The organism is Haemophilus sp. HMSC61B11 (assembly GCF_001838615.1).
Lineage (GTDB): Bacteria > Pseudomonadota > Gammaproteobacteria > Enterobacterales > Pasteurellaceae > Haemophilus_D > Haemophilus_D parainfluenzae_AD.
Map to the genome: position 1 here is coordinate 20,930 of NZ_KV837963.1, position 23,227 is coordinate 44,156.

Genomic DNA, 23,227 nt, shown 5'->3' on the forward strand with positions numbered 1-23,227 from the left:
TTTAATTGAACTAGAGGAAAATATGAAACTTATAGAACTAAAGGTAACTAAGCTATTTGGTATTTTAGATTACCACATCAAATTTGATAGCTCTGAGATTTTAATAATAACAGGACCAAATGGATATGGTAAAACAGTATTATTAAATATTATAAACTCAGTATTAACTAATAATTTATCTTATTTTTATGATCTTAATTTTTATTCTATTGAGTTAAAGTTTAGTGATTTTGATATTAAGATTGATAAGTTTAATCGTTCTTTTGTAGTCAAAATAAACGATATTCAAGAGCCTTTAAATTATTCTAGTGATTTATTAAATAAATATATAGAGCCAACTCAAAGCTCTAGATTATCGTATTATAAAAACATGTCTTGTATTTTTATAAAAGATCAAAGAATTTCTGAGGGTAAAGATTTAATTAGAGAGTGTGCTTTAGAACTATGTGGATTTATGAACAGTGCTCAAGCAAATTATGCTAAGGTGGCATTTGAGTTAGATAGTGATTTTCTTTTAAGGTTCTCTAACTCTATTAGTGAAGGAGTTAGTACTTCTATCGATAATTTAAAGCAGAGATTGATTGGCGTTCAAAGTCGATTATTGAAATATTCTAACTATAATTTAGTTCCTGTTGAAACTATAGTTCATAACTCTTTTAATGAAGGAATTATTAAGAATGAAGACCTTGTGTTATTAAAATTATATATCGATGATATGTTGTTAAAGTTAGATCCAATAGAAAATTTGTATACAAAGATAAAAATATTTGAGGATGTTATAAATGAGTCTGTATTATCATTTAAAAAAATAAGCTTTAATAGACAGGATGGTTTTTGTTTTATAAGTTCTAACGGGGATAAAATAGATTATAGACTTTTATCATCAGGAGAAAAAAATCAGATAGTTATACTTTTTAATTTAATTTTTAAATCAAAGGGAAATGATGTTGTATTAATTGATGAGCCAGAAATATCGCTACATGTTGCTTGGCAGAAGAGATTTATTGATACAATCTTAAAAATAAATAAAATAAATTTATTTGAAAATATAATTATATCAACTCATTCACCAACGATTATTGGTTCGCATTGGGATTGGACTTACGATTTGTTAGATCAAGCTTGTGTTTTAGGAGAAAATGGTGGGGATATTAAATAGTTTAGATAAGTTTGATAAATGTAATGAAATTCTATTAATCAGTAAGTCTATTGGGTATAGAGATAAGTTTTTTGTTTTATTAGAGGGGATTACTGATGTTAAATTTTTTAATAAGCATTTTTCTTCAGATAAAATATCTTTTTTTAGTGTATATTCAGGGAAATCTGAGGTAATAGAATCTACAAATTATTTATTAAGTAAAGGATTGGATAAAGTATTTGGTGTTTGCGATGCTGATTTTGATCATATAGATAATAAGTTTTATGATAATATTTATTTAACTGATTTTCACGATGTTGAAATGTTTTTTATAGATAGTAATTGTTTATATAAGATTTTTTGTGAATACATTATTTCTCGTAATCATGATGTAGATGTTAAAGCTATATATGATAAGTTTGAGCTGAGAATAAGATTTATTTGTTCTCAAATTGGTATGGTGCGACTTATTAATTATAGAAATAAAGAAATAAACCTTAATTTTAAGGGGATGAATTTTTCTAAATTTATAAGCTTTTCAGGTTCTGATATTTGTTTTGATATTGAATTTTTTGTTGATTTTATACTAGAGCGTAGCAATAGGGTGCCAGACTACTGTTCAAGAGATTATATACTGCGTGAATATTCGCAGCTTAATTATAATGACTTCGATTATAGGCATCTATGTAATGGTCATGACTTTGTAAATATTCTTGCTATATTGTTTAAAAGTTTATCGAATAATACAAATATAAGTCCTGAGCATTTAGAGGAAAATATGAGAATGGGGTATGAATCTAATTGTTTTAAAGAAACGGATCTTTATGGCTATATTATAGGCCACCTTCAATAGAGTTTCTATATTGAAAGCACGCGTCTTTTGAAGCGTGCTTGTGTTCGCAATTTTAGGGGAATACTTGAGAAACTCGTGTCAGTATTGTTAGTATAAAAGTGTGGTTGTTTTATCCATAACTTGATATAGCTTATTTTCTTACTTTGCGGGTTGTTGGTAAGTTGCTCTTCACAGCATGTTGCATTTTGTTTTAAACATTTTTAATAAAACTTCTCCAAAACCAACCGCACTTTCTCCCCAAAACTCTTTTTGTGATCTACCTCAAATTTTCGTATTGAACTGATTTACAACTCTCAATTCAATCGCTATCTTGCTGATATTATTATTTTAATAAAGAGGTAAATTATGGATCTGATTATAGGTTTGATTGCCATTGTTTTGGTGGCATATTACATCGTGAAAGGCTATTCAGCGACCGGCGTGTTGATGTTTGGTGGCTTGGTCTTGTTATTCATTTCAGTGCTGATGGGACATTCAATTTTACCAGAAGGCGTGAAAAGCACCGGTTCCACCTATTTTGATATTTTAGAATATGTGAAATATCTACTCGGTAATCGTGGCGGCGGTTTAGGTTTGATGATCATGGTGTTATGTGGTTTCTCCGTGTACATGACTCATCTTGGCGCGAACGATGTGGTGGTGAAATTGGTGTCAAAACCACTGAAAAATATCCGTTCACCTTATATTTTAATGGTGTTTGCTTACTTCCTTGCATGTTTAATGTCTTTTGCCGTGTCATCTGCAACAGGTTTAGGCGTGTTATTAATGGCGACATTATTCCCTGTCATGGTAAACGTGGGGATTTCACGTGGGGCTGCAGCAGCAATTTGCGCATCGCCAATTTCTATTATCCTTTCTCCAACATCGGGCGACGTGGTGCTTTCTGCTGAAATTTCAAAAATTCCTTTAGGTGAGTTTGCCTTTGGCACCGCATTGCCGGTTTCGATTTTTGCGATTTTAGGGATTGCTGTCGCGCACTTCTTCTGGCAGCGTTATTTAGATAAAAAAGAAGGCGTACAAGTAGAACGTTTGAATGCAGATGAAATTAAAACCACAGCACCAAACTACTATGCGATTTTGCCATTATTACCAATTATCGGCGTATTGATTTTTGATGGTAAATGGGGCTTACCAAATTTACACATTGTTACCGTGATGGTGCTTTGCTTTATCATTACTGCGGTAGTGGATTTCTTACGTAGCTTTAACGCAAAACAAACCTTCGATAATCTCGTGGTGGCATATCGTGGTATGGCCGATGCCTTTGCGGGCGTGGTGATGCTTTTAGTAGCAGCGGGTGTATTTGCACAAAGTTTAAGTACAATCGGCTTTATCACTAATTTAATCGACTCTGCACAATCTTTCGGCGGTTCAGCATTCTTTATGATGTTAGTGCTTGCGGTGATTACTATTTTAGCAACGATGGCGACAGGTTCTGGTAACGCAGCGTTCTATGCTTTTGCAGAATTAATTCCAAAATTAGCAACACAAATGGGCGTCAACCCAGCGTTCTTAACCATTCCAATGTTACAAGCGTCTAACTTAGGTCGTGGTTTATCACCGGTTTCCGGCGTGGTTGTGGCGGTATCCGGTATGGGAAAAATCTCACCATTTGAAATCGTAAAACGTATGTCTGTCCCAATGTTAGTCGGTTTTATTTGTGTGATTATCGGCACAGAAATCTTTGTTTCCGTTGCCGCCTAGCTTGATAGGTAAAAAAGAAGGGCTGATAGTAAATATCAGCCCTTTTGTTTTGAGTTAAGTGCGGTTAATTTTCTCGCTATTTTTGATTTTATGCATTTGATGATTTTCAAAGGCTTTCACCAAATCAGCGACTTTTTCGCCTTCCGGTAAAACCAAATCTTGTGCGATATCATTAAGCGGCACAATCACAAATTCGCGGTTTTTCATATCATAATGAGGCACGGTTAAGCGTTCATTTTGAATGATTTGATCACCATAAAGCAGAATGTCCAAATCCAGTGTACGCTCACCCCAACGACGTAAACGCACGCGACCTTGTTCATTTTCGATACGTTGCAATTCATCGAGTAAAGCTAAAGGTGGGCGAGTGGTTTCGATCATCGCCACTGCATTTACATAATCCGGTTGATCCTGCGGGCCTAATGGTTTGCTTTGATAAAATCCACTGACCGATTTTAATTCGGTATTAGGTAGCGAAGAAATTGCCTCTAATGCCGAATTTAATTGTTCTGTAGGCGTATTTAAGTTACTGCCAAGGGCTATATACACTTGAACCATTAAGCCGCCTTAGGTTTACGTCTGCGATAATATTTTTTCTTCGGTGCAGGATGCAATTTTTGTTGCTCTTGAACCAATTGGCGACGTTGTTCTTGATTGCTGAGTTGGTACTCATGCCACCATTTTGCGAGTTCAACGGTTTCACCGCCTTCCACTTCAGCACGCATCGCCAATAAATCAAAGGCTGCACGGAATTTTTGATGTTCCATCGTGCGAGCAGGGTAAGAACCGGTACGTTTAAGCAGTTGTAGTTGTAACATCCAAATATCACGAATGACAGCTGTATGACGACGCGGTGCGGCTAATGTACGGCATAATTGCTCAAGCACTTCATTTCCGGCAAGGGCATAAGCATCATGATTGTTTAAACCTCCTTCATTTTTCAGCACATCCACTTTTTCGCGTAATGGATACCAGAAGAATGCCGCAAATAAAAAGGCTGGATTAATACGTAATTTGTCGGCAATACGTTCATCGGTTGAATTTAACGAGGTTAAAATCATGCGTTCCGCAAGGCTGTCTTCTTTTTCGGTGAAATAAGGCGTTAAGCTTGGGAAAAGCTGTTCAAATAAGCCATATTGGCGAAGTAATTTATAAGTTTTTACGCCATTGCCAGACTGCAATAATTTTAAGCTTTCATCGAATAAACGCGCCGGTGGAATATTTTTCAGCAATGGTGCAAGCTCACGAATTGGCTGTTCACTTGGTTTTTCCAAGAACATATCCAATTTCGCCATAAAGCGTACAGAGCGTAGCATACGAACTGGATCTTCTTGATAACGGGTAACGGGATCGCCAATCAGACGTAATTTTCCGTTTTTCAGATCATCAATTCCGTTGAAGTAATCACGTAATGTATTATCTTGCGGATTGTAGTAAAGGGCATTTACGGTAAAGTCACGGCGTTCGGCATCTTGTTCAATGGTGCCGTACACGTTATCACGCAGTAACATTCCTTCATCGCTTTGTTTCGCTTGATTTTCGCTGCGCGCATCCGAATGGTTGGCACGGAATGTCGCGACTTCGATCACATCGCGACCAAACATAATATGCGCAAGACGGAAACGACGACCAACTAAGCGACATTGGCGTTGGAATACTGCCTGAATTTGGTCTGGACGAGCGTTTGTTGCCACATCAAAATCTTTTGGATGTTTACCTAATAATAAATCACGCAAACAGCCCCCTACGATATAAGCCTCATAACCTTGGCGTTGCAATTTTTCTACCACAGTAATGGCATTACGACTAAACATACGTGGATTAATGCCGAAATGAGAGGCTTTCACGCTATGTTTGTCGTAACGAGACACTTGAGTGTTGGTTTTTTTATGGTGAGAAGAGGACGGGGCGATCTTGGGTTGTGAACGCTCTGTTTTTGAAACGTTAGATTTTTTGCTTTTTGGCTCCGTTTTTGGAACGGGCGAATTTATATTGGTTTCGGTTTCTTTTTTAGTTTTTTTACCAAATAAATTTTTTATATAAGTAAGAATAATTTACTCCATTCTCTATGTTCAATACGCATTTGATAAAAACACGAAAAGTGCGGTTGTTTTTGACCGCACTTTTTTGTTGGGTTACTTAAATAAATTAACCGGCGACTTGTTTTTCACGAATTTCAGCAAGAGTTTTGCAATCGATACAAAGATCAGCAGTAGGGCGTGCTTCTAAACGACGAATGCCAATTTCTTCGCCACAAGAATCACAATAACCGAAATCATCGGTATCTAATTTTTTCAATGTGTATTCAATCTTTTTCATTAATTTACGTTCACGATCGCGGTTACGTAATTCAAGACTGAATTCTTCTTCTTGCGTCGCACGGTCAGCCGGATCAGGGAAGTTTGATGCTTCATCTTGCATGTGAGCAACTGTTCTTGATGCTTCTTCCACAATTTGCTCGTGCCACGCAGTTAAAATTTTTCTGAAATGAAGAATTTGATCTTCATTCATATATTCTTCACCTTTTTTAGGTTGATAAGGCTTAACACCAGCCAAATCAAGCAAACTTAGAGAGGCCTTAGACATAGATAACTCCTAATTATGTTACAGACTTTTTATGACATCCTGTCTTGTTTTAGTTTGTTCAGAGCAACTAAAAATAGCTGACATTAGAACCCTGTTATTTTAAGGGCGATATAAATAGCAGAACTTCACCTATTTAGCAAATAAATTTAGTCTAGAAATTTCAAATTTGCGATCGTGATCGCAAAAAACGACATATTCATTTGCGTATCTACAAGCTTAAGGTTAGCTTGCCTTATTTTTCGCTATAAATAACACTTAAAATGAAAATCACGCTATTTCAACTGTGCATGATGTTTATTGTTTCTGCCTTATCCTTGCTTGTAGTACCTGATTTTTTACTGTTTACCTGGCAACGAGCAGGGCTGGGCATTTTATTGCTGGTTATGACCACACTTTGTTCCCATTGGTTCAATTATTTTAAAGCTAGAAATTTTTGCATGAGCGGTATCTTGTTTTTGCTTACTTTGGCTTATGCGCATTCACCTGCTTTATCGTTATTGGGACAAGCAGAGAAAATTTCAAGTTTACCAAATAAAATCACCTTAGATCTTTATATCTCAGAAATTCTTCATCAACAAGATTATCAAACGTTGGTTGCAAGAACGTCATTATTTGATGGGAAAGAACAACAGATTTTTATTAATTGGAAAGCGCCGGAAAAGCCACAAGTAGGTGAAATTTGGCGGGCTGATGTAAAACTTCGACCTATTTCTGCAAGACTTAATCATGGGGGATTTGATCGACAGCAATGGTATTTTTCCAAAAGGATTATTGCCGTTGGAAATGTGAAAAGTGCGGTCAAAATGAGCGAAGATTTTTCTTACCGCACACATTTTCTACAGACTAGCCTCAATCAGACAGAGGGGCTTTCTTTGCAAGGCTTGCTTATTGCATTGGCATTTGGTGAGCGGGCTTGGTTAGATAATAAAACATGGCTGATTTACCAACAAACGAATACGGCACATTTGATTGCCATTTCAGGGCTCCATATTGGTTTAGCAATGGGAATAGGCTTTTTCTTTGCTCGATTCTTGCAACTCGCACTGCCTACACGCTTTATTTCACCCTGGTTTCCACTTTGCTTTGGTGTGTTGATTGCTTTAGGTTATGCCTATTTAGCCGGATTTAGTTTACCGACCTTCCGTGCAATGATGGCATTGCTTTTTATTGCAATCCTTCAATTTTCGCGACGATATTACACGCCTTCGAAAATGCTTTGTTTGGTCGTGGCATTTCTGCTTTTTTGTGATCCACTTATGCCACTTTCGGTTAGCTTTTGGCTTTCAGTTGGTGCTGTTACCTGCCTGATTGTATGGTACCGATATGTTCCCTTATCAATAATCGAGTGGCAACATCAAAAATTATCCCGCAAAGTGCGGTGGATTTTGGGCTTGTTTCATTTGCAACTTGGGCTGCTGATTTTATTCACGCCTATTCAACTTTTCTTTTTTAATGGCTTTGCGTTAAATGGATTCTTGGCGAATTTAATCGCAGTGCCCTTGTATAGTTTCTTACTGGTACCCTTGATTCTCTTTGCAGTGTTAACGAATGGCGCATTTTCTTCTTGGCATCTTTCAAATACGATTGCTCAAGGTATTACGCAATTTCTCAGTGTTTTCCAAGGCGCGTATGTTCCGATTTCGATTAATTTATCCCTCATTCTGACCGCACTTTTAAGCCTTGTTTTTGGCGGAATGTTAGGTGGATTGTATTTTTTGTCTCAAGCTCAAACAAAAAATATACCGTTAAAATCAAGTCGATTTTTCACATTAAACAGCACAAAAATCTTATCGTCAGAAGCTTATAAACAAGCTCTTTTAGGTGTTATTCTTATTTCTAGTTTTTGTATTGGTACTCTTGGGTATCGATATATCACGAAACCCAAATGGCAGTTAGATACGTTAGATGTGGGACAAGGTTTAGCAACCTTAATTGTAAAAGAAGGGAAAGGCGTGTTGTATGATACGGGGCCCGCTTGGCAGAGTGGAATAGGTGGCTCTTCTATGGCGGAATTAGAAATATTGCCTTATCTTCAACGGGAAGGGATTGAACTTGAAACCTTGATTTTAAGCCATGATGATAATGACCATTCAGGCGGTGCTAAAACGATTTTAACCGCATACTCAGAGATTGAGCTGATTACACCTTCTCGCAAAAGCTATGGCGAAATGCACCGCACTTTTTGTCTTCAGGGGAAACAATGGCAGTGGCGAGGACTTGATTTTAAAATTCTTTCACCAACGCAAATTACAGACAGGGCGGAAAATCCGCAATCTTGCGTAATTTTACTAACGGATGGGCAGTATCAGATCCTTTTAACTGGTGATGCTGATGTGGCGACAGAAAGATCTTTTGCTGAAAACCTCGGCAAGATTAACGTGTTACAGGTGGGGCATCATGGTAGTAAAACTTCAACAGGCGAGTTTTTACTGGGACAGACAAAACCGGATATAGCCTTAATTTCAAGTGGACGATGGAATGCGTGGAATTTTCCTCATCCAACCGTGATTGAACGGTTAAATCGTTATCAAAGTGCGGTCGAAAATACCGCTATTTCAGGTCATATAAGGTTAAATTTTACTGAAAAGGGCATTGAAATTGAAAAAGCGAGAGGAGATTTTTCACCTTGGTTTGCCCGTGTAATTGGATTATCCCCGAAATAACAGGTACAATGCAGCCAATTTTTTTAAGATAATTGATGTAAGAATAAGCTATGCAAGATAAAGATTTCTCAACCACACAAACTTTTAAGCGTTTATGGCCGATGATTTCACCGTTTAAATCAGGCTTATTAGTCGCCGCTTTTGCTTTAATTTTTAATGCTTTGGCAGATTCAGGTTTGATTTATATGCTTAAGCCTTTGCTTGATGATGGTTTCGGAAAAGCCGATCATTCTTTCTTGAAAATGATGGCATTTGTTGTCGTTGGTATGATTATATTGCGTGGGGTGACCAACTTTGTCTCTACTTATTGCTTGGCGTGGGTATCCGGTAAAGTAGTGATGATTATGCGCCGCCGTTTGTTTAAACATTTAATGTTTATGCCAGTGAGCTTCTTTGATCGTAATTCAACAGGTAAATTGCTTTCTCGTATTACCTACGATTCAGAAATGATAGCGAACTCTTCATCTAGTTCATTAGTGACGATTGTTCGCGAAGGAGCCTATTTAATTTCGTTGCTTGTTGTGATGTTCTATACCAGTTGGGAATTAACACTTGTACTTTTCGTGATTGGCCCAATTATTGCAGTACTGATTCGCATGGTATCTAAGATTTTCCGTAAGCTTAGTAAAAACATGCAAGATTCCATGGGGGAATTGACCTCTGCAACGGAACAAATGCTAAAAGGGCATAAAGTGGTGCTGTCTTTTGGTGGACAATTAGTTGAAGAAGAGCGTTTCGATAAAGTCAGTAACGATATGCGTCGCAAAGGTATGAAGATGGTGACTGCTGATGCGATTTCAGATCCAGTTGTGCAAGTAATTGCTTCTTTGGCGTTGGCAGCAGTGCTTTACTTAGCAACGACACCATTAATTGCTGATGATAATTTAACTGCGGGTTCTTTCACGGTGGTCTTTTCTTCCATGTTAGCGATGATGCGTCCGTTAAAATCTTTGACGAATGTGAACTCACAGTTCCAACGTGGCATGGCAGCGTGTCAGACATTATTTGCCATCTTAGATTTGGAAACAGAGAAAGATAATGGCACGTATAAAGCAGAACCTGCAAAAGGTGATTTAGAATTTAAAAACGTGAGTTTTGCTTATGAGGGTAAAGAAGAGAAAGCCTTAAATAATATCTCTTTTTATGTGCCTGCAGGCAAAACTGTGGCTTTAGTGGGGCGTTCAGGTTCGGGAAAATCAACGATTGCTAATTTGGTGACGCGTTTCTACGATATTGACGAAGGCGAAATTTTATTAGATGGCGTAAGAATTCAAGATTATCGTTTATCTAATTTACGTGAGAATTGTTCTGTCGTTTCTCAACAAGTACATTTATTTAACGATACGATTGCCAATAATATTGCTTACGCGGCAGAAGATAAATACACGCGTGAACAAATTATTGAAGCTGCAAAAGCAGCTTACGCCCTGGAGTTTATCGAGAAACTTCCACAAGGTTTTGATACCGTTATTGGTGAGAATGGTGCAACTCTTTCAGGTGGCCAACGTCAGCGTTTAGCGATTGCTCGTGCATTACTACGTAATTCACCGGTCTTAATTTTAGATGAAGCTACATCGGCATTAGATACAGAATCTGAACGAGCGATTCAGTCAGCATTAGAAGAACTGAAAAAAGATCGTACAGTATTGGTGATTGCACATCGTTTATCAACCATTGAAAATGCCGATGAAATCTTAGTCATTGAGCACGGTGAAATTAAAGAACGTGGTACGCATCAAGATTTGTTAGCGCTTGATGGCGCGTATAAACAATTACACAGTATGCAGTTTAGCGGATAAAATAATAAGGGCGAACCAATGTGTTCGCCCAAAATCAATATAGGATAAATGAAATGCCTTTTTGGTACTCTAATTCAAAGCTTGCTTGGTTGCTTCTTCCTTTTTCACTGCTATTTTGGTTGATTAGCCAAATTCGCCTAGCACTATTTTCCTTGAATATCTTATCCTCTTATAAATCTCCAAAACCGGTCATTATTGTCGGTAATCTTTCTGTGGGCGGAAATGGTAAAACGCCTGTTGTGGTGTGGTTAGTTGAAGAGTTGCAAAAACAAGGATTGCGTGTAGGTGTGATTTCTCGTGGCTATGGTAGCCAATCTAAAACCTATCCTTTACTTGTTACGCCTGAAACCGATCCCGTTCAAGGGGGCGATGAACCTGTTTTAATTGCCAAAAGAACAGGTGTGCCTGTGGTGATTTCACCGAATCGTCAGCAAGCTATCGAATTACTTTTGAAAACACAGGATTGCGATCTGATTATTTCGGATGATGGATTACAACATTATAAGTTGCAGCGTGATATTGAAATTGTGGTGATGGACGCAGAACGTGCTTTAGGGAACGGCTTTGTTTTGCCGGCAGGGCCTTTGCGTGAATTACCAAGTCGTTTAAAAAATGTGGACTTTGTGATTACCAATGGTGGAAAAAACGCTTATTCTGATGCGGTTATGACGCTCGTTCCTCACTATGCGATTAATTTAGTGACGGCTGAAAAACGCTTGTTAAGTGAATTTACTCAAGGTTCAGCCATCGCGGGAATTGGCAACCCCCAACGTTTTTTCATGATGTTGGAAAATTTAAATATTCGTTTAGCCAATACGAAAGCTTTTCAAGATCATCAACATTTTGAGCCACAATTATTAGAAAAACTCGCTGAAAATCAACCGCTCTTTATGACGGAAAAGGATGCCGTAAAATGCCACGCTTTTGCTAAAGAGAATTGGTGGTATGTTCCCGTTGATGCAGAGATTGTAGAGACTGAAAATCAAGGCCAAAAACTTCCACAATTGTGGGAAAAAATTCGTCATTTGGTTTAACTTATTCGAGTGAAATATGCGTGAGAAACTCAATCCTCGATTATTAGAAGTGATCGCTTGCCCGCGATGTTTGGCAAGATTGAAATACGATCAAGAAAATCAACGGCTCATTTGCCCTTTTGAGCAAGTAGCGTATCCTATTGAAAACGGCGTGCCTGTATTGTTGGCAGAAAAAGCCGAAACATTGAAAGAATAAGGAATGATTATGTCATTTACAGTTATTATCCCTGCTCGTTTTGCATCGAGCCGCTTACCGGGTAAACCTCTAGCCGATATTGCCGGTAACCCCATGATTCAACATGTTTTTGAAAAGGCTCAGCAATCAGGGGCGAGTCGAGTAATTATTGCCACAGATAACGAACAAGTTGAAAAAGCAGCAAAAGCTTTTGGGGCAGAAGTTTGCATGACATCAGAAGCGCATAATTCTGGTACGGAACGTTTAGCAGAAGTCGTGAGTAAACTCGGAATTGCTGATGATGAAATTATTGTAAACATCCAAGGGGATGAACCGTTAATCCCCCCCGTTATTGTGAGTCAAGTAGCAGAAAATTTAGCGAAATTTAATGTGAATATGGCGACACTTGCGGTAAAAATTCATGAAGCGGAAGAGTTATTTAATCCAAATGCCGTGAAAGTCGTCACAGATAAAGATGGCTACGTTTTATATTTCTCTCGTTCAGTGATTCCTTACGATCGTGATCAATTTATGCAATTAGAAGACACTTCAAAAGCACAACTGGCTAATGCGTATCTTCGTCATATCGGTATTTATGCTTACCGTGCGGGCTTTATTAAACAATATGTGCAATGGGTACCAACACAATTAGAAAACTTAGAGAAGTTAGAGCAACTCCGTGTATTATGGTACGGTGAGCGTATTCACGTGGAGTTAGCTAAAGAAGTCCCGGCTGTTGGTGTGGATACGGCTGAAGATTTAGAAAAAGTGCGGTCAATTTTGGCGTAGTTTTTACTGATGTTTGATTCCAAGAAGTTTCTCTCAGACGTTTCTCATGAACCTGGTGTTTATCGTATGTATGACGATAAAGATCAGGTTATTTATGTGGGCAAAGCGAAAGATCTTAAAAAGCGCCTTTCCAGCTATTTTCGAAAAAACTTAAGCAGCAAAAAAACAGAAGCCTTGGTGTCGTCAATTCATCATATCGACACAACCATTACCTCTTCTGAAACAGAAGCATTATTGCTTGAGCATAACTTTATTAAACTTTATCAACCTCGTTATAATGTGTTATTGCGAGATGATAAATCCTATCCTTTTATTTTATTGACGAAAGAACGTCATCCTCGTATTACTTCTTATCGTGGAACGAAAAAAATTGCAGGTGAGTATTTCGGGCCTTATCCTCATGCGGGGGCAGTGCGTGAAACCTTGTCGTTAATGCAAAAATTATTCCCTGTTCGTCAATGTGAAAATTCGGTTTATAACAATCGTTCCCGCCCTTGTTTGCAATATCAAATCGGGCGTTGCTCAGCACCTTGTGTGCCAGGTTATGTGACTGATGAGGAATATAACCAACAAGTTGAATTAGCACGATTATTTTTGCAAGGGAAAGATCAGCAAGTATTAGATTATCTCATTGGTAAAATGGAACAAGCGAGCCGAGACTTAGATTTTGAAGGTGCGGCACGTTATCGTGACCAAATTCAAGCGGTTCGTGCGGTTATCGAAAAACAATTCGTATCTAATGAACGTTTGGACGATATGGATATTATGTCCATTGCGTATCAGCACGGTTTAGCTTGTGTTCAGGTGATGTTTATTCGTCAAGGTAAAGTATTAGGCAATCGCAGTTATTTTCCGAAAGTGCCTGCTAATACAGATTTATCCGAGTTAACGGCAACGTTTGTTGGGCAGTTTTATTTGCAAGGCCATCAAGGCAGAAGTATCCCTAATAGTATTATTGTGGATCATAAATTAGATGAAAAAGCGGAGCTTGAAGCCTTATTAACTGAACAAGCTGGCCGAAAAGTGGTGATACAGGAATCCGCTAAAGGCGATAAAGGTAAATATCTACAACTAGCGCAAATTAATGCTAAAGCGGCGTTAGCGACTCAACTTAAACAATCTTCCCGAATGCACGAACGTTATCAAGCCCTTTGTGAATTGCTCGATATGCCTGAAATTAAACGTATGGAATGTTTTGATATTAGCCATACGATGGGAAATCAAACCGTGGCATCTTGCGTGGTATTTAATCAAGAAGGTCCACTGAAATCAGATTATCGCCGTTTTAATATTGAAGGCATTACAGGTGGTGATGACTATGCAGCGATGGAGCAAGCCTTAAAGAAACGTTATGACCGCGATCTTGATGAAGATAAAATCCCCGATATTATCTTTATTGATGGTGGTAAAGGGCAGCTTAACCGTGCCTTAGAGGTTTTTCATCATCTCAACGTAAAATGGGATAAAAATCGACCGCACTTAATTGGTGTGGCAAAAGGTGTGGATCGTCGAGCAGGACAAGAGGTGTTGATTATCAGCAAACAAGATCGTGAGATTCATTTGCCGGATGATAGCCTTGCACTGCATTTAATCCAACATATTCGAGATGAAAGCCATAATCATGCTATTAGCGGCCATCGTCAAAAACGCCAAAAAGCCTTTACCCAAAGCGGATTGGAAACCATTGAAGGGGTAGGCGCTAAACGACGTCAAGCCTTGTTGAAATATTTAGGTGGGTTGCAAGGTGTCAAAAATGCCACATTGGATGAGATCGCATCAGTACCCGGTATTTCTAAAGCCTTAGCAGAAAAGATTTTCGAGACCTTAAAAAGTTAGGAAAAATCTTGATTTTCTACGCGAACTGTCTATGATTCAACCTTTCGGATTTTATATAGGAACATATTATGTTTGAATGGCTTGTTGATCCTGAAGCATGGATTTCATTGCTCACTTTGACCGCACTTGAAATTGTCTTGGGTATCGATAACATTATTTTTATTAGTATTTTAGTGGGACGTTTACCTGCGAATCAACGTCAATCTGGTCGTATTATCGGTCTTGGATTAGCGATGATTACCCGTATTTTACTTCTTGTTTCTCTTTCTTGGATGATGAAATTAACGGAACCACTATTCACTTTAGTCGGTCAGGAAATTTCAGGTCGTGATTTGATTTTATTCCTTGGGGGCTTATTCCTGATTGTGAAAAGTACAGGCGAAATTAAAGAAGCGATGCATCCTGAAGCACATCATGAAGAAGAGAATAACAAGAAGAAAGTCAGTTATTTGGGTGTATTAATCCAAATTGCGATTTTAGATATTGTATTTTCTTTAGACTCAGTGATCACAGCCGTAGGGATGGCAAACCACCTTCCAGTGATGATCTTAGCAATTATGATTGCAGTTGGAGTAATGATGTTTGCGGCGAAACCAATTGGTGATTTTGTTGATACCCATCCGACATTGAAGATTTTAGCCTTAGCATTCTTAATTTTAGTTGGAGTAAGTTTAATGGCTGAAAGCTTGGATATTCATATTCCAAAAGGCTACATTTACTTTGCAATGGGCTTCTCAGCAGTAGTTGAAATGCTCAACATCAAAATGCGAAAATCACTTGGTCATTAAATCATATAAAAAGGCGGAACAATGTGTTCCGCCTTTTTTAGTCATTATAGAATACCCCTTTCCCATATAAATACAGCGTGACTTGTTCGCCAGTATGATATTCGTTAATGAGATCTTCATTGATATTCAATTCATAACCGTTAACATCAATACAAATATTGATAGCTCGTCCTCTTGATTCAATCCGTTTAATCTCACCGTTAAAAGAAGCGGTCGGATCTTGGATTTTTTTCGCAAGAGAGAATTGCTCAGGGCGGAATAACACTTTCCCTTGTGTATGGCCATTTCCTTTATTTTCGACGGCAATTTCACCTAATTGACAGGTCGCGATGCCATCGTTTTTTAATGTTGCAGGGAAAATAATACTTTCTCCGATAAATGTTGCGATGGATAAATGCTGCGGTGACCAATACAGTGTTTTAGGTGTCGCAATTTGGAGGATTCTTCCTTCTTGAATCACAGCAATTTTGTCTGAATAACAGAGTGCTTCATCACGATCATGAGTCACAAATATGGCGGATGAATCACTTTCTCTTAATACCTGTAACATATCGTAACGAATTTGATTTCTTAGATGCTCATCTAATGCACTGAATGGCTCATCAAACAGGATGAGTTCTGGGTTTGGTGCGAGAGCTCGAGCAAGTGCAACACGCTGTTGTTGCCCGCCTGAAAGTTGATGGGGAAAACGATCAGCTAAGCTGCTAATACCAGTTAGTTTCATCACTTCCTGTATGCGTTGTTTTTCCTCTTCGGTTTTTCCTTTACCATCGCCTAAGCCATAAGCAATGTTGTGGTAAACATTTAAATGAGGGAATAACACGCCTTCTTGTACCACATAGCCTAATTTGCGTTGCTGAGTTGGCACATTGATATTGTCGTTAAAAATAGGTTGATTCTTTAACCAAATCTCACCGCTTGTAGGTTGTTCAAAACCAGCAATACTACGCAATAAGGTGGTTTTTCCACAACCGGATGCACCGAGAAGAAACAGAATTTCACCTTTCTCTAATTGCAGAGAGATATTGTGTAGAACCTGGTGCCCATTAAAGGATTTATTCAAATTTTTAATGTCGAGTAATGTTGTCATTTTTATCTTCTCGTTATTTAAAACCGTATCGTTTCAGTAAAAATACAGGAATGCCTGAAAATAGCACTAACATAATGGCATAAGGCGTTGCTGCCGCATATTGTGCATCAGAGGTATATTCCCACACCGCGGTTGAAAGTGTTTTAATGTCATTTGGTGTCAGCAATAGGGTTGCAGTGAGCTCTTTCATTAAGTTTAAGAACACTAAAGCAAACGCAGCGGCAATCCCTGGTAACATGGCCGGAATGACTAAGGTACGGAAAATATAAAAGTTACTGCGACCTAAGCTTTGTCCTACCTTTTCAATGTTACTAGACATTTGTTCAAGCGAGCTACGCAAGGTCGTTTGCGCCATTGGAAGATAAAGCATAAAGTAGGCGACGACAACCATGGCAAAGGTTTGATAAAGCGAATACGCATAGTTGATGGTAAAGAAAACCAACGATAATGCGATAACAAGCCCTGGCACAGCGTGAAGTAGATAAGGGATTCGATCAAGCCAAATCGTCAATTTACTGCGATAGCGTACCGCGGCCCATACCAATGGTAGTGCACAAATAACGGTAAGTGTTGCCCCCAGTGTTGATATAGTCAGTGAATTTGTGAAGGCGGTAAAAAATTCCCCAAAATCGACCGCATTTTCAATGGAACTTCCCACGGTTAGCCAATAAATCAGCATAGTAATCGGCACACCAATACTGAGCATAAAAATGGTCGTGAAAAAGCTCACGGCTAAAATTTGTTTTCCTGCTGAGAGCGTTTTCAACGGATACGGACGTATTACACCTTTGCCGCTTTGATAGAGCGTTTGTGTGCCTCTAAAACGAATTTCACCCATCACCACAAGGATACAAATGACCATTAACACGCCAGAGAGTAAGGCGGCAGTGTTGTTATTAAAGGCCATTTCATATTCTTGGAAAATTGCTGTAGTGAAGGTTTGATAATTTAAAATAGAAACCGCACCAAAGTCTACCAACATATGAAGCGCAATTAATAATACGCTACTACCAATGGCGGGTTTGAGTTGCGGAAAAATCGCATGCCAAAATGTGTAAGCATGGCTTTTCGCCAGTGAAAGGCTCACTTCTTCTAAAGAGCGGTCGAGTCTTTTTAAGGTCGCCGCGACAGGGAGATAAGCAAGCGGGAAAGAACTCAGCGTCATAATGCCGATGGTTCCCCAGAAGCCTTCCACTCTGAAGGTGAGACTGATCCACGTAAAACAACTGACAAAAGCCGGAATACAAAGAGGGAGCGTCATGGCTACTTGGAAAAAGCCTTTTCCCCAAAAGCGATAACGTTCTAATAAAAATGCACATAGTGTGCCGAGAATAATGGCAAAAAGTGTAACAAATACCATTAAAAGTAGGGTGTTACTGAGCAATTCCCACATTCTTGGGCGCCAAAGTAATTCAATGCTGCGAGCCAATCCGACATCTGCAGCACGCTCAATAACATATAAAAAAGGGAGTAATAATGGCAAACTAATCAGCACGATTAAGGCTATAAGCCAGCGAGGTGGGCGATTAGACACAGAAAAATCCTTTAAAAAGTATAGAGTAAGTCGAGTAAATAACAGAAGGGCGTGTATTACACGCCCTATATTGCATAGTAAATTAAACTTATTTCAAACCAGCTTCTTCAATAAGTTTGTTTGCGTTGTCTTTGTCTTCAGAAGTGGTTGCTGAAACAACAGGCGCTTCTAATTTTGCATAAGGTTCCATGTTAAATGGAGAAACCACATCGGTACGAAGTGGGTATTCTGCACGTACTGAAACAAACGCTTGTTGTCCTTCTTTACTTGCTAAGAAATCAACGAATTTTTTCGCTTCTTCTTTATTTTTAGACCCTTTTAATACAGCAGCACCAGAATAAGTCACTAATGCACCAGGATCTTGATGACGAATAAAATAAAGACGTGTTTTGAGGTTTTCAGCACCTTTTTCTTTTGCCAGAGTATACCAGTAATAGTTGTTAATTAACGCTGCTGGTACTTCACCATTTTCAACCGCTTGAAGGGCAACACTGTTTTTCGCATAAAGTTTGCCGTTTTCTTTTAAGCCTTTTAACCATTTAAGAGCGGCATCTTTACCTTTTAATTTGGTAATCGCAACAACTTGCTCTAAGAATGCGCCTGAAGTTGGAACGTAACCAATTTTATCTTTCCATTTTGGTGTTGCATAATCTAACACGGATTTTTCCATGTCTTTTTCAGATAATTTAGTGTGATCGTAAACCACAACACGAGAACGACCGCTTAATGCGACCCAGTCTTTTTTCGGTGCAACAGGAACGCCCTTGTGTGCAGTTTGTTTAATAGTATCTGCAGAAAGCGGTTCTAATAAGCCCGCATCAGACAGGGCAGCGAAAGGTGCAGTTTGTTCAGAAAAGAATACGTCAGCAGGGGTTTTATCGCCCTCTTCTTTTAATTGACCTGCAAGTTGATCACTTTTAGCACTGTTTAAGGTCACTTTAATGCCCGTTGCTTTTGTAAATGCATCAGCAACAGCTTGAGAACCTTCTTTGTGCTGTCCATTGTAAACAGTAATATCTGCAGAAGCGAAGCCTGCAAATGCCATTAAGCCAGTAAGGGCGGCAATTTGAAAATGTTTAATTTTCATAAAAACTCCTTTATATTATCGGGGGAAGGGGAATATAGCTAATTCTCTGAAAACAAGAATTGTCCCATTCTAATATACTTAAAACAGATAATGCAAATAATTATCAAATATTTTTATTTATATCAAAATTTTATATTTCATGCTATTTTCTTACTTTGTTACTTATTAATCTTTTTACATAATGTAGAGCAAACATCTTGAGTAGGAATGGATATGAACATTCAGCAAATCATTAAACAACATCATCTAGAACTCTTATTCCAGCAAGGCACTTTTGGGATTGAAAAGGAAAGTCAACGGGTGCATTCGGATGGTTCAATAGTGACATCATCGCACCCCAAAGCCTTTGGTAATCGTCGTTTCCACCCTTACATTCAAACAGATTTTGCAGAAAGTCAGTTGGAATTGGTGACTCCTCCGATGAAAAAATTAGAGGATACATTGCGTTGGCTTTCTGCTATTCATGAAGTAACTTTGCGAACTTTACCGGAGAATGAATTTATTTTTCCTTTCAGTATGCCTGCGGGGTTACCGCCAGAGGAGCACATTAAGGTCGCACAATTAGATAATCATGAAGATGTGGCTTATCGTGAGCATTTAGTCCAGTCTTACGGTAAATATAAGCAAATGGTCAGTGGTATTCATTACAATTTTCAAATTGACCCTAAATTTATTGAAGCCTTATTTCATGCACAAAATGAAACACAAAGTGCGGTTGATTTTCAAAATGATTTTTACCTAAAAATAGCGAAGAACTTCTTACGTTATCAATGGATTTTGCTTTATCTGTTTTCTGCGACACCAACGGTAGAGGAAAAATATTTCAGAGGCAATTCACCCCTTAAACCGCATCAATATGTGCGGAGTTTACGTTCAGGGAAATATGGTTATGTGAATGATCCGAAGATCCACGTCTCTTATGACAGTTTGCAAGAGTATGTTGAGACCTTAGAACACTGGGTGAAATCGGGTGATTTGATTGCGGAAAAAGAATTTTACTCAAGTGTACGCTTGCGTGGTGCTAAAAAAGCACGAGATTTACTTGAAAAAGGAATTCAATATTTAGAATTCCGTTTGTTTGATCTCAATCCGTTTGCACCTTACGGAATAGAGCTTGATGATGCGAAATTCATTCATTATTTTATTTTGTTAATGGCATGGCTTGAAGATACGGCTGATCAAGAGGGCGTAGAATTAGGTAAAGCACGTCTTGCAGAGGTAGCATGGGAAGACCCAAGACAGCAAAGTGTTTATGCGGTAGAAGGGGAATTAGTCCTCCTTGAAATGCTCAAAATGCTTGAGCAACTCAATGTAAGTGATGAGATTAAAACGATTGTTAAAGACAAATTAGGACAATTTGCAAATCCAAGCCAAACGCTTTGTGCAAAAGTGATTGCGGCAATTGAACAGGTCGGCAGTTACCAACAATTAGGGGCGGATATCGCGCAATCCAATAAAGCCAAAGCCTTTGAACGTTTTTATGCCTTAAGTGCGTTTGATAATATGGAACTATCCACACAGGCGTTATTGTTTGATGCAATTCAAAAAGGATTAAACATAGAGATTTTAGATGAACGCGATCAATTTATTAGTCTTCAATTTGGCGAACATTTGGAGTATGTGAAAAATGGTAATATGACTTCTCACGATAGCTATATTTCCCCACTCATCATGGAAAATAAAGTGGTGACGAAGAAAGTGTTAGCAAAAGCAGGCTTTAACGTACCGCAAAGCATCGAGTTTACCGATGTGAAAAGTGCGGTCGAAAATTTCCCACTTTTTGAGAATCAAGCTATCGTGATTAAGCCAAAGTCAACGAATTTTGGTTTAGGGATCAGTATTTTCCAGCAAGGTGTAACGGATCGAGATGATTTTGCAAAAGCAGTAGAAATTGCTTTCCGTGAAGATAAAGAGATCATGGTTGAAGATTATCTACTTGGTACCGAATATCGTTTCTTTGTGTTGGGAGATCAAACGTTAGCAGTCTTATTACGCGTTCCGGCAAATGTAATTGGAGATGGAGTACATACCGTTGCTGAATTAGTCGCCGTAAAAAATGATCATCCTTTACGGGGTGATGGCAGTCGTACACCATTGAAAAAAATTGCATTAGGAGATATTGAGCAGTTGCAGCTTAAGGAACAAGGCTTAACTGTGGATTCTATTCCAGCGAAAGATCAACTTGTCCAATTACGTGCGAATTCCAATATTAGCACAGGCGGTGATTCTATTGATATGACGGATGAAATGCATGCCAGTTACAAAGAAATTGCGGTAGGGATTAGCAAGGCAATGGGGGCGGCAGTTTGTGGTGTAGATTTAATTATTCCTGATTTGAAACAGCCGGCAGAACCGAGTTTACGTTCGTGGGGTGTGATTGAAGCAAACTTTAACCCTATGATGATGATGCATATTTTCCCATTTAGTGGGCAATCTCGACGATTGACAATGAATGTGATTAAGATGCTTTTCCCAGAATTGCCTTAATTTGGTTATCGGGCTTCATCAGTTGGTGAAGCCCGTTTTACATTCATCATAATTAGGCTAAAATGGAGACAGTATTCACAATTCTTAAATGAAATTTAATGACAACGTTTACCTTAGAACCTCAAGAAAATGATCGTCTGCAATCACTTTGCGGTGCATTTGATGAAAATATCAAACTGATTGAAAAAGAATTTAATCTCAATATTTCCCGCAATAATTTCACTTTTACGGTGAAATCAAATGATGAAAATCCCAAATCTCACCATGAACAATTAATTGCTCGTGCGGCTAAATTAATCCAAACATTATATGTGGAGACTGCACCAATTAAGGGGAAAGTGAAAGAACTTGATTTAGAAGATGTGCATATTGCCTTGCAAGAGAACAGAATGTTATCGCAAGAAGGCAGTGAGTCACGCAGTGAAAATCACGTCTATAGCACCACAATTAAAACCAAGCGAGGTTTGATTAAACCGCGTGGTGAAAATCAAATTCAGTATTTACATAATATTCTTACGCACGATATTAGTTTTGGGATTGGCCCAGCTGGAACAGGGAAAACCTTTTTAGCAGTAGCGGCTGCCGTTGAGGCATTAGAACGCCAAGAAATTCGTCGCATTTTGCTTACTCGTCCTGCGGTGGAAGCGGGCGAAAAATTAGGTTTCCTGCCTGGTGATTTAGGACAGAAAATTGAACCTTATTTGCGACCACTTTATGATGCGTTATTTGAAATGCTTGGCTTTGAACGCGTACAAAAATTGATGGAGCGTAATGTGATTGAAATCGCGCCATTAGCTTATATGCGTGGGCGTACACTGAATGACAGCTTTATTATTTTAGATGAAAGTCAAAATACGACGGTCGAACAAATGAAAATGTTTTTAACCCGTATTGGTTTTAATTCTAAAGCCGTGATTACAGGGGATGTAACTCAAATCGATTTACCTCGCAGCACAAAATCAGGTTTACGCCACGCCATGGAAGTGTTAAGCAAAGTGTCGGAATTAAGCTTTAACTATTTTGAGAGTAAAGATATTGTGCGACATCCAGTGGTGGCAAAAGTAGTGCAAGCTTACGAAGAATGGGAAGCCCAAGATGAAATCCGCCGTCAAGAAATCACAGCGCAGCGTCGAGCTGAACGTGAGCAAAAAGTGCGGTTAGAAAATGAAACGAATTTAGGAGAATAACATGGGCAATATGATTATCGATTTGCAACAGGCCTGTGAAAATACAGAAGGCTTACCATCAGAAGAACAAATTCTGCAATGGGCAACTGCTGCAGTGCAACCAGAAAGTGATAATGTTGAAATGACAGTACGCATTGTGGATGAAGCGGAAAGTCATGACTTGAATTTGACTTATCGAGGAAAAGATCGTCCAACCAATGTATTGTCTTTTCCTTTTGAATGTCCTGATGAAGTGGAGTTACCGCTGTTGGGCGATTTGGTGATTTGCCGTCAAGTGGTGGAGCGTGAAGCTATCGAGCAAGAAAAGCCTTTAATGGCGCATTGGGCGCATATGATTGTGCATGGTAGCTTACATTTACTGGGTTACGATCACATTGAAAATGATGAAGCCGAAGAAATGGAAAGTTTAGAAACTGAAATTATGCAGAGTTTAGGCTTTGCCGATCCTTACCTTTCAGAAAAATAATGACGATTTGG

At 38.6% G+C, this 23,227-nt stretch carries 19 protein-coding genes; 13 read left to right on the top strand and 6 right to left on the bottom strand.

Annotated elements, in window-relative coordinates:
- Window positions 1–22 precede the first annotated feature (22 nt).
- The 3 genes from HMPREF3263_RS03830 to dcuC all read left to right on the top strand — a co-directional run bounded on the left by HMPREF3263_RS03830 (window position 23) and on the right by dcuC (window position 3,695).
- On the top strand, window positions 23–1,159 hold the full coding sequence (locus HMPREF3263_RS03830; RefSeq protein WP_070852994.1) for an AAA family ATPase: 1,137 nt from the start codon (window positions 23–25) through the stop codon (window positions 1,157–1,159).
- Entirely contained in the window at window positions 1,140–1,991 is an 852-nt protein-coding gene (locus HMPREF3263_RS03835) for a DUF4435 domain-containing protein (protein ID WP_070852995.1), read from the top strand. Before HMPREF3263_RS03830 ends, HMPREF3263_RS03835 begins: the two co-directional genes overlap by 20 nt.
- Before the next feature lie 345 nt (window positions 1,992–2,336).
- Window positions 2,337–3,695 (top strand): anaerobic C4-dicarboxylate transporter DcuC, encoded by a 1,359-nt coding sequence (gene dcuC / locus HMPREF3263_RS03840; protein ID WP_070852996.1) that lies wholly within the window; start codon window positions 2,337–2,339, stop codon window positions 3,693–3,695.
- A gap of 54 nt (window positions 3,696–3,749) precedes the next feature.
- Here the strand turns inward: dcuC and folK are convergent, their stop codons facing one another.
- The 3 genes from folK to dksA form a co-directional block, all read right to left on the bottom strand.
- Window positions 3,750–4,253: a 2-amino-4-hydroxy-6-hydroxymethyldihydropteridine diphosphokinase gene (gene folK / locus HMPREF3263_RS03845; RefSeq protein ID WP_070852997.1), complete on the bottom strand. Its 504-nt coding sequence runs from the start codon at window positions 4,251–4,253 to the stop codon at window positions 3,750–3,752.
- Window positions 4,253–5,608 (bottom strand): polynucleotide adenylyltransferase PcnB, encoded by a 1,356-nt coding sequence (pcnB, locus tag HMPREF3263_RS03850; protein WP_080572022.1) that lies wholly within the window; start codon window positions 5,606–5,608, stop codon window positions 4,253–4,255. Before pcnB ends, folK begins: the two co-directional genes overlap by 1 nt.
- 235 nt (window positions 5,609–5,843) lie before the next feature.
- Complete coding sequence (gene dksA / locus HMPREF3263_RS03855) at window positions 5,844–6,281, bottom strand: RNA polymerase-binding protein DksA (RefSeq protein WP_005696429.1); 438 nt, start codon at window positions 6,279–6,281, stop codon at window positions 5,844–5,846.
- Window positions 6,282–6,541: 260 nt separating this feature from the next.
- Between dksA and HMPREF3263_RS03860 the strand changes: the two genes are divergently transcribed.
- From HMPREF3263_RS03860 to HMPREF3263_RS03890, 7 genes are all read left to right on the top strand, one after another.
- Window positions 6,542–8,944 (top strand): DNA internalization-related competence protein ComEC/Rec2, encoded by a 2,403-nt coding sequence (locus HMPREF3263_RS03860; RefSeq protein ID WP_070852998.1) that lies wholly within the window; start codon window positions 6,542–6,544, stop codon window positions 8,942–8,944.
- A gap of 50 nt (window positions 8,945–8,994) precedes the next feature.
- Window positions 8,995–10,743, top strand: coding sequence for a lipid A ABC transporter ATP-binding protein/permease MsbA (gene msbA / locus HMPREF3263_RS03865; protein ID WP_005697209.1), 1,749 nt, complete (start codon window positions 8,995–8,997; stop codon window positions 10,741–10,743).
- Between the two features lie 53 nt (window positions 10,744–10,796).
- On the top strand, window positions 10,797–11,777 hold the full coding sequence (lpxK, locus tag HMPREF3263_RS03870) for a tetraacyldisaccharide 4'-kinase (RefSeq protein ID WP_005697228.1): 981 nt from the start codon (window positions 10,797–10,799) through the stop codon (window positions 11,775–11,777).
- Window positions 11,778–11,793: 16 nt separating this feature from the next.
- Window positions 11,794–11,973, top strand: coding sequence for a Trm112 family protein (locus HMPREF3263_RS03875; protein ID WP_005696424.1), 180 nt, complete (start codon window positions 11,794–11,796; stop codon window positions 11,971–11,973).
- A 9-nt stretch (window positions 11,974–11,982) separates the two neighbouring features.
- On the top strand, window positions 11,983–12,741 hold the full coding sequence (gene kdsB, locus HMPREF3263_RS03880; protein ID WP_005697219.1) for a 3-deoxy-manno-octulosonate cytidylyltransferase: 759 nt from the start codon (window positions 11,983–11,985) through the stop codon (window positions 12,739–12,741).
- 9 nt (window positions 12,742–12,750) lie between these two features.
- A complete protein-coding gene (gene uvrC / locus HMPREF3263_RS03885; protein WP_070852999.1) occupies window positions 12,751–14,577 on the top strand; it encodes an excinuclease ABC subunit UvrC in 1,827 nt (608 codons plus the stop codon).
- 68 nt (window positions 14,578–14,645) lie between these two features.
- Entirely contained in the window at window positions 14,646–15,365 is a 720-nt protein-coding gene (locus HMPREF3263_RS03890) for a TerC family protein (RefSeq protein WP_070591234.1), read from the top strand.
- A 37-nt stretch (window positions 15,366–15,402) separates the two neighbouring features.
- Here HMPREF3263_RS03890 and HMPREF3263_RS03895 read toward each other — a convergent pair whose 3' ends face one another.
- From HMPREF3263_RS03895 to HMPREF3263_RS03905, 3 genes are all read right to left on the bottom strand, one after another.
- Window positions 15,403–16,455: an ABC transporter ATP-binding protein gene (locus HMPREF3263_RS03895; RefSeq protein ID WP_070853000.1), complete on the bottom strand. Its 1,053-nt coding sequence runs from the start codon at window positions 16,453–16,455 to the stop codon at window positions 15,403–15,405.
- Window positions 16,456–16,468: 13 nt separating this feature from the next.
- On the bottom strand, window positions 16,469–17,989 hold the full coding sequence (locus tag HMPREF3263_RS03900) for an ABC transporter permease (RefSeq protein WP_005697223.1): 1,521 nt from the start codon (window positions 17,987–17,989) through the stop codon (window positions 16,469–16,471).
- 88 nt (window positions 17,990–18,077) lie between these two features.
- Entirely contained in the window at window positions 18,078–19,076 is a 999-nt protein-coding gene (locus HMPREF3263_RS03905) for an iron ABC transporter substrate-binding protein (RefSeq protein WP_005697230.1), read from the bottom strand.
- A 213-nt stretch (window positions 19,077–19,289) separates the two neighbouring features.
- Here HMPREF3263_RS03905 and gshAB point away from each other — a divergent pair, with 213 nt between their 5' ends.
- The 3 genes from gshAB to ybeY all read left to right on the top strand — a co-directional run bounded on the left by gshAB (window position 19,290) and on the right by ybeY (window position 23,216).
- Complete coding sequence (gene gshAB / locus HMPREF3263_RS03910) at window positions 19,290–21,563, top strand: bifunctional glutamate--cysteine ligase GshA/glutathione synthetase GshB (RefSeq protein WP_070853001.1); 2,274 nt, start codon at window positions 19,290–19,292, stop codon at window positions 21,561–21,563.
- Window positions 21,564–21,661: 98 nt separating this feature from the next.
- The gene (locus HMPREF3263_RS03915) at window positions 21,662–22,750 is read left to right on the top strand and encodes a PhoH family protein (protein ID WP_049375452.1); all 1,089 of its coding nucleotides are present in this window, start codon (window positions 21,662–21,664) and stop codon (window positions 22,748–22,750) included.
- Between the two features lies 1 nt (window position 22,751).
- Window positions 22,752–23,216: an rRNA maturation RNase YbeY gene (gene ybeY / locus HMPREF3263_RS03920; RefSeq protein ID WP_049375451.1), complete on the top strand. Its 465-nt coding sequence runs from the start codon at window positions 22,752–22,754 to the stop codon at window positions 23,214–23,216.
- Window positions 23,217–23,227: the final 11 nt, after the last annotated feature.

Coding starts and splice junctions, on each gene's coding strand:
- HMPREF3263_RS03830 (WP_070852994.1), top strand. CDS start 23: ATGAAACTTATAGAACTAAAGGTAACTAAGCTATTTGGTATTTTAGAT.
- HMPREF3263_RS03835 (WP_070852995.1), top strand. CDS start 1,140: ATGGTGGGGATATTAAATAGTTTAGATAAGTTTGATAAATGTAATGAA.
- dcuC (WP_070852996.1), top strand. CDS start 2,337: ATGGATCTGATTATAGGTTTGATTGCCATTGTTTTGGTGGCATATTAC.
- folK (WP_070852997.1), bottom strand. CDS start 4,253: ATGGTTCAAGTGTATATAGCCCTTGGCAGTAACTTAAATACGCCTACA.
- dksA (WP_005696429.1), bottom strand. CDS start 6,281: ATGTCTAAGGCCTCTCTAAGTTTGCTTGATTTGGCTGGTGTTAAGCCT.
- HMPREF3263_RS03860 (WP_070852998.1), top strand. CDS start 6,542: ATGAAAATCACGCTATTTCAACTGTGCATGATGTTTATTGTTTCTGCC.
- msbA (WP_005697209.1), top strand. CDS start 8,995: ATGCAAGATAAAGATTTCTCAACCACACAAACTTTTAAGCGTTTATGG.
- lpxK (WP_005697228.1), top strand. CDS start 10,797: ATGCCTTTTTGGTACTCTAATTCAAAGCTTGCTTGGTTGCTTCTTCCT.
- HMPREF3263_RS03875 (WP_005696424.1), top strand. CDS start 11,794: ATGCGTGAGAAACTCAATCCTCGATTATTAGAAGTGATCGCTTGCCCG.
- kdsB (WP_005697219.1), top strand. CDS start 11,983: ATGTCATTTACAGTTATTATCCCTGCTCGTTTTGCATCGAGCCGCTTA.
- uvrC (WP_070852999.1), top strand. CDS start 12,751: ATGTTTGATTCCAAGAAGTTTCTCTCAGACGTTTCTCATGAACCTGGT.
- HMPREF3263_RS03890 (WP_070591234.1), top strand. CDS start 14,646: ATGTTTGAATGGCTTGTTGATCCTGAAGCATGGATTTCATTGCTCACT.
- HMPREF3263_RS03895 (WP_070853000.1), bottom strand. CDS start 16,455: ATGACAACATTACTCGACATTAAAAATTTGAATAAATCCTTTAATGGG.
- HMPREF3263_RS03905 (WP_005697230.1), bottom strand. CDS start 19,076: ATGAAAATTAAACATTTTCAAATTGCCGCCCTTACTGGCTTAATGGCA.
- gshAB (WP_070853001.1), top strand. CDS start 19,290: ATGAACATTCAGCAAATCATTAAACAACATCATCTAGAACTCTTATTC.
- HMPREF3263_RS03915 (WP_049375452.1), top strand. CDS start 21,662: ATGACAACGTTTACCTTAGAACCTCAAGAAAATGATCGTCTGCAATCA.
- ybeY (WP_049375451.1), top strand. CDS start 22,752: ATGGGCAATATGATTATCGATTTGCAACAGGCCTGTGAAAATACAGAA.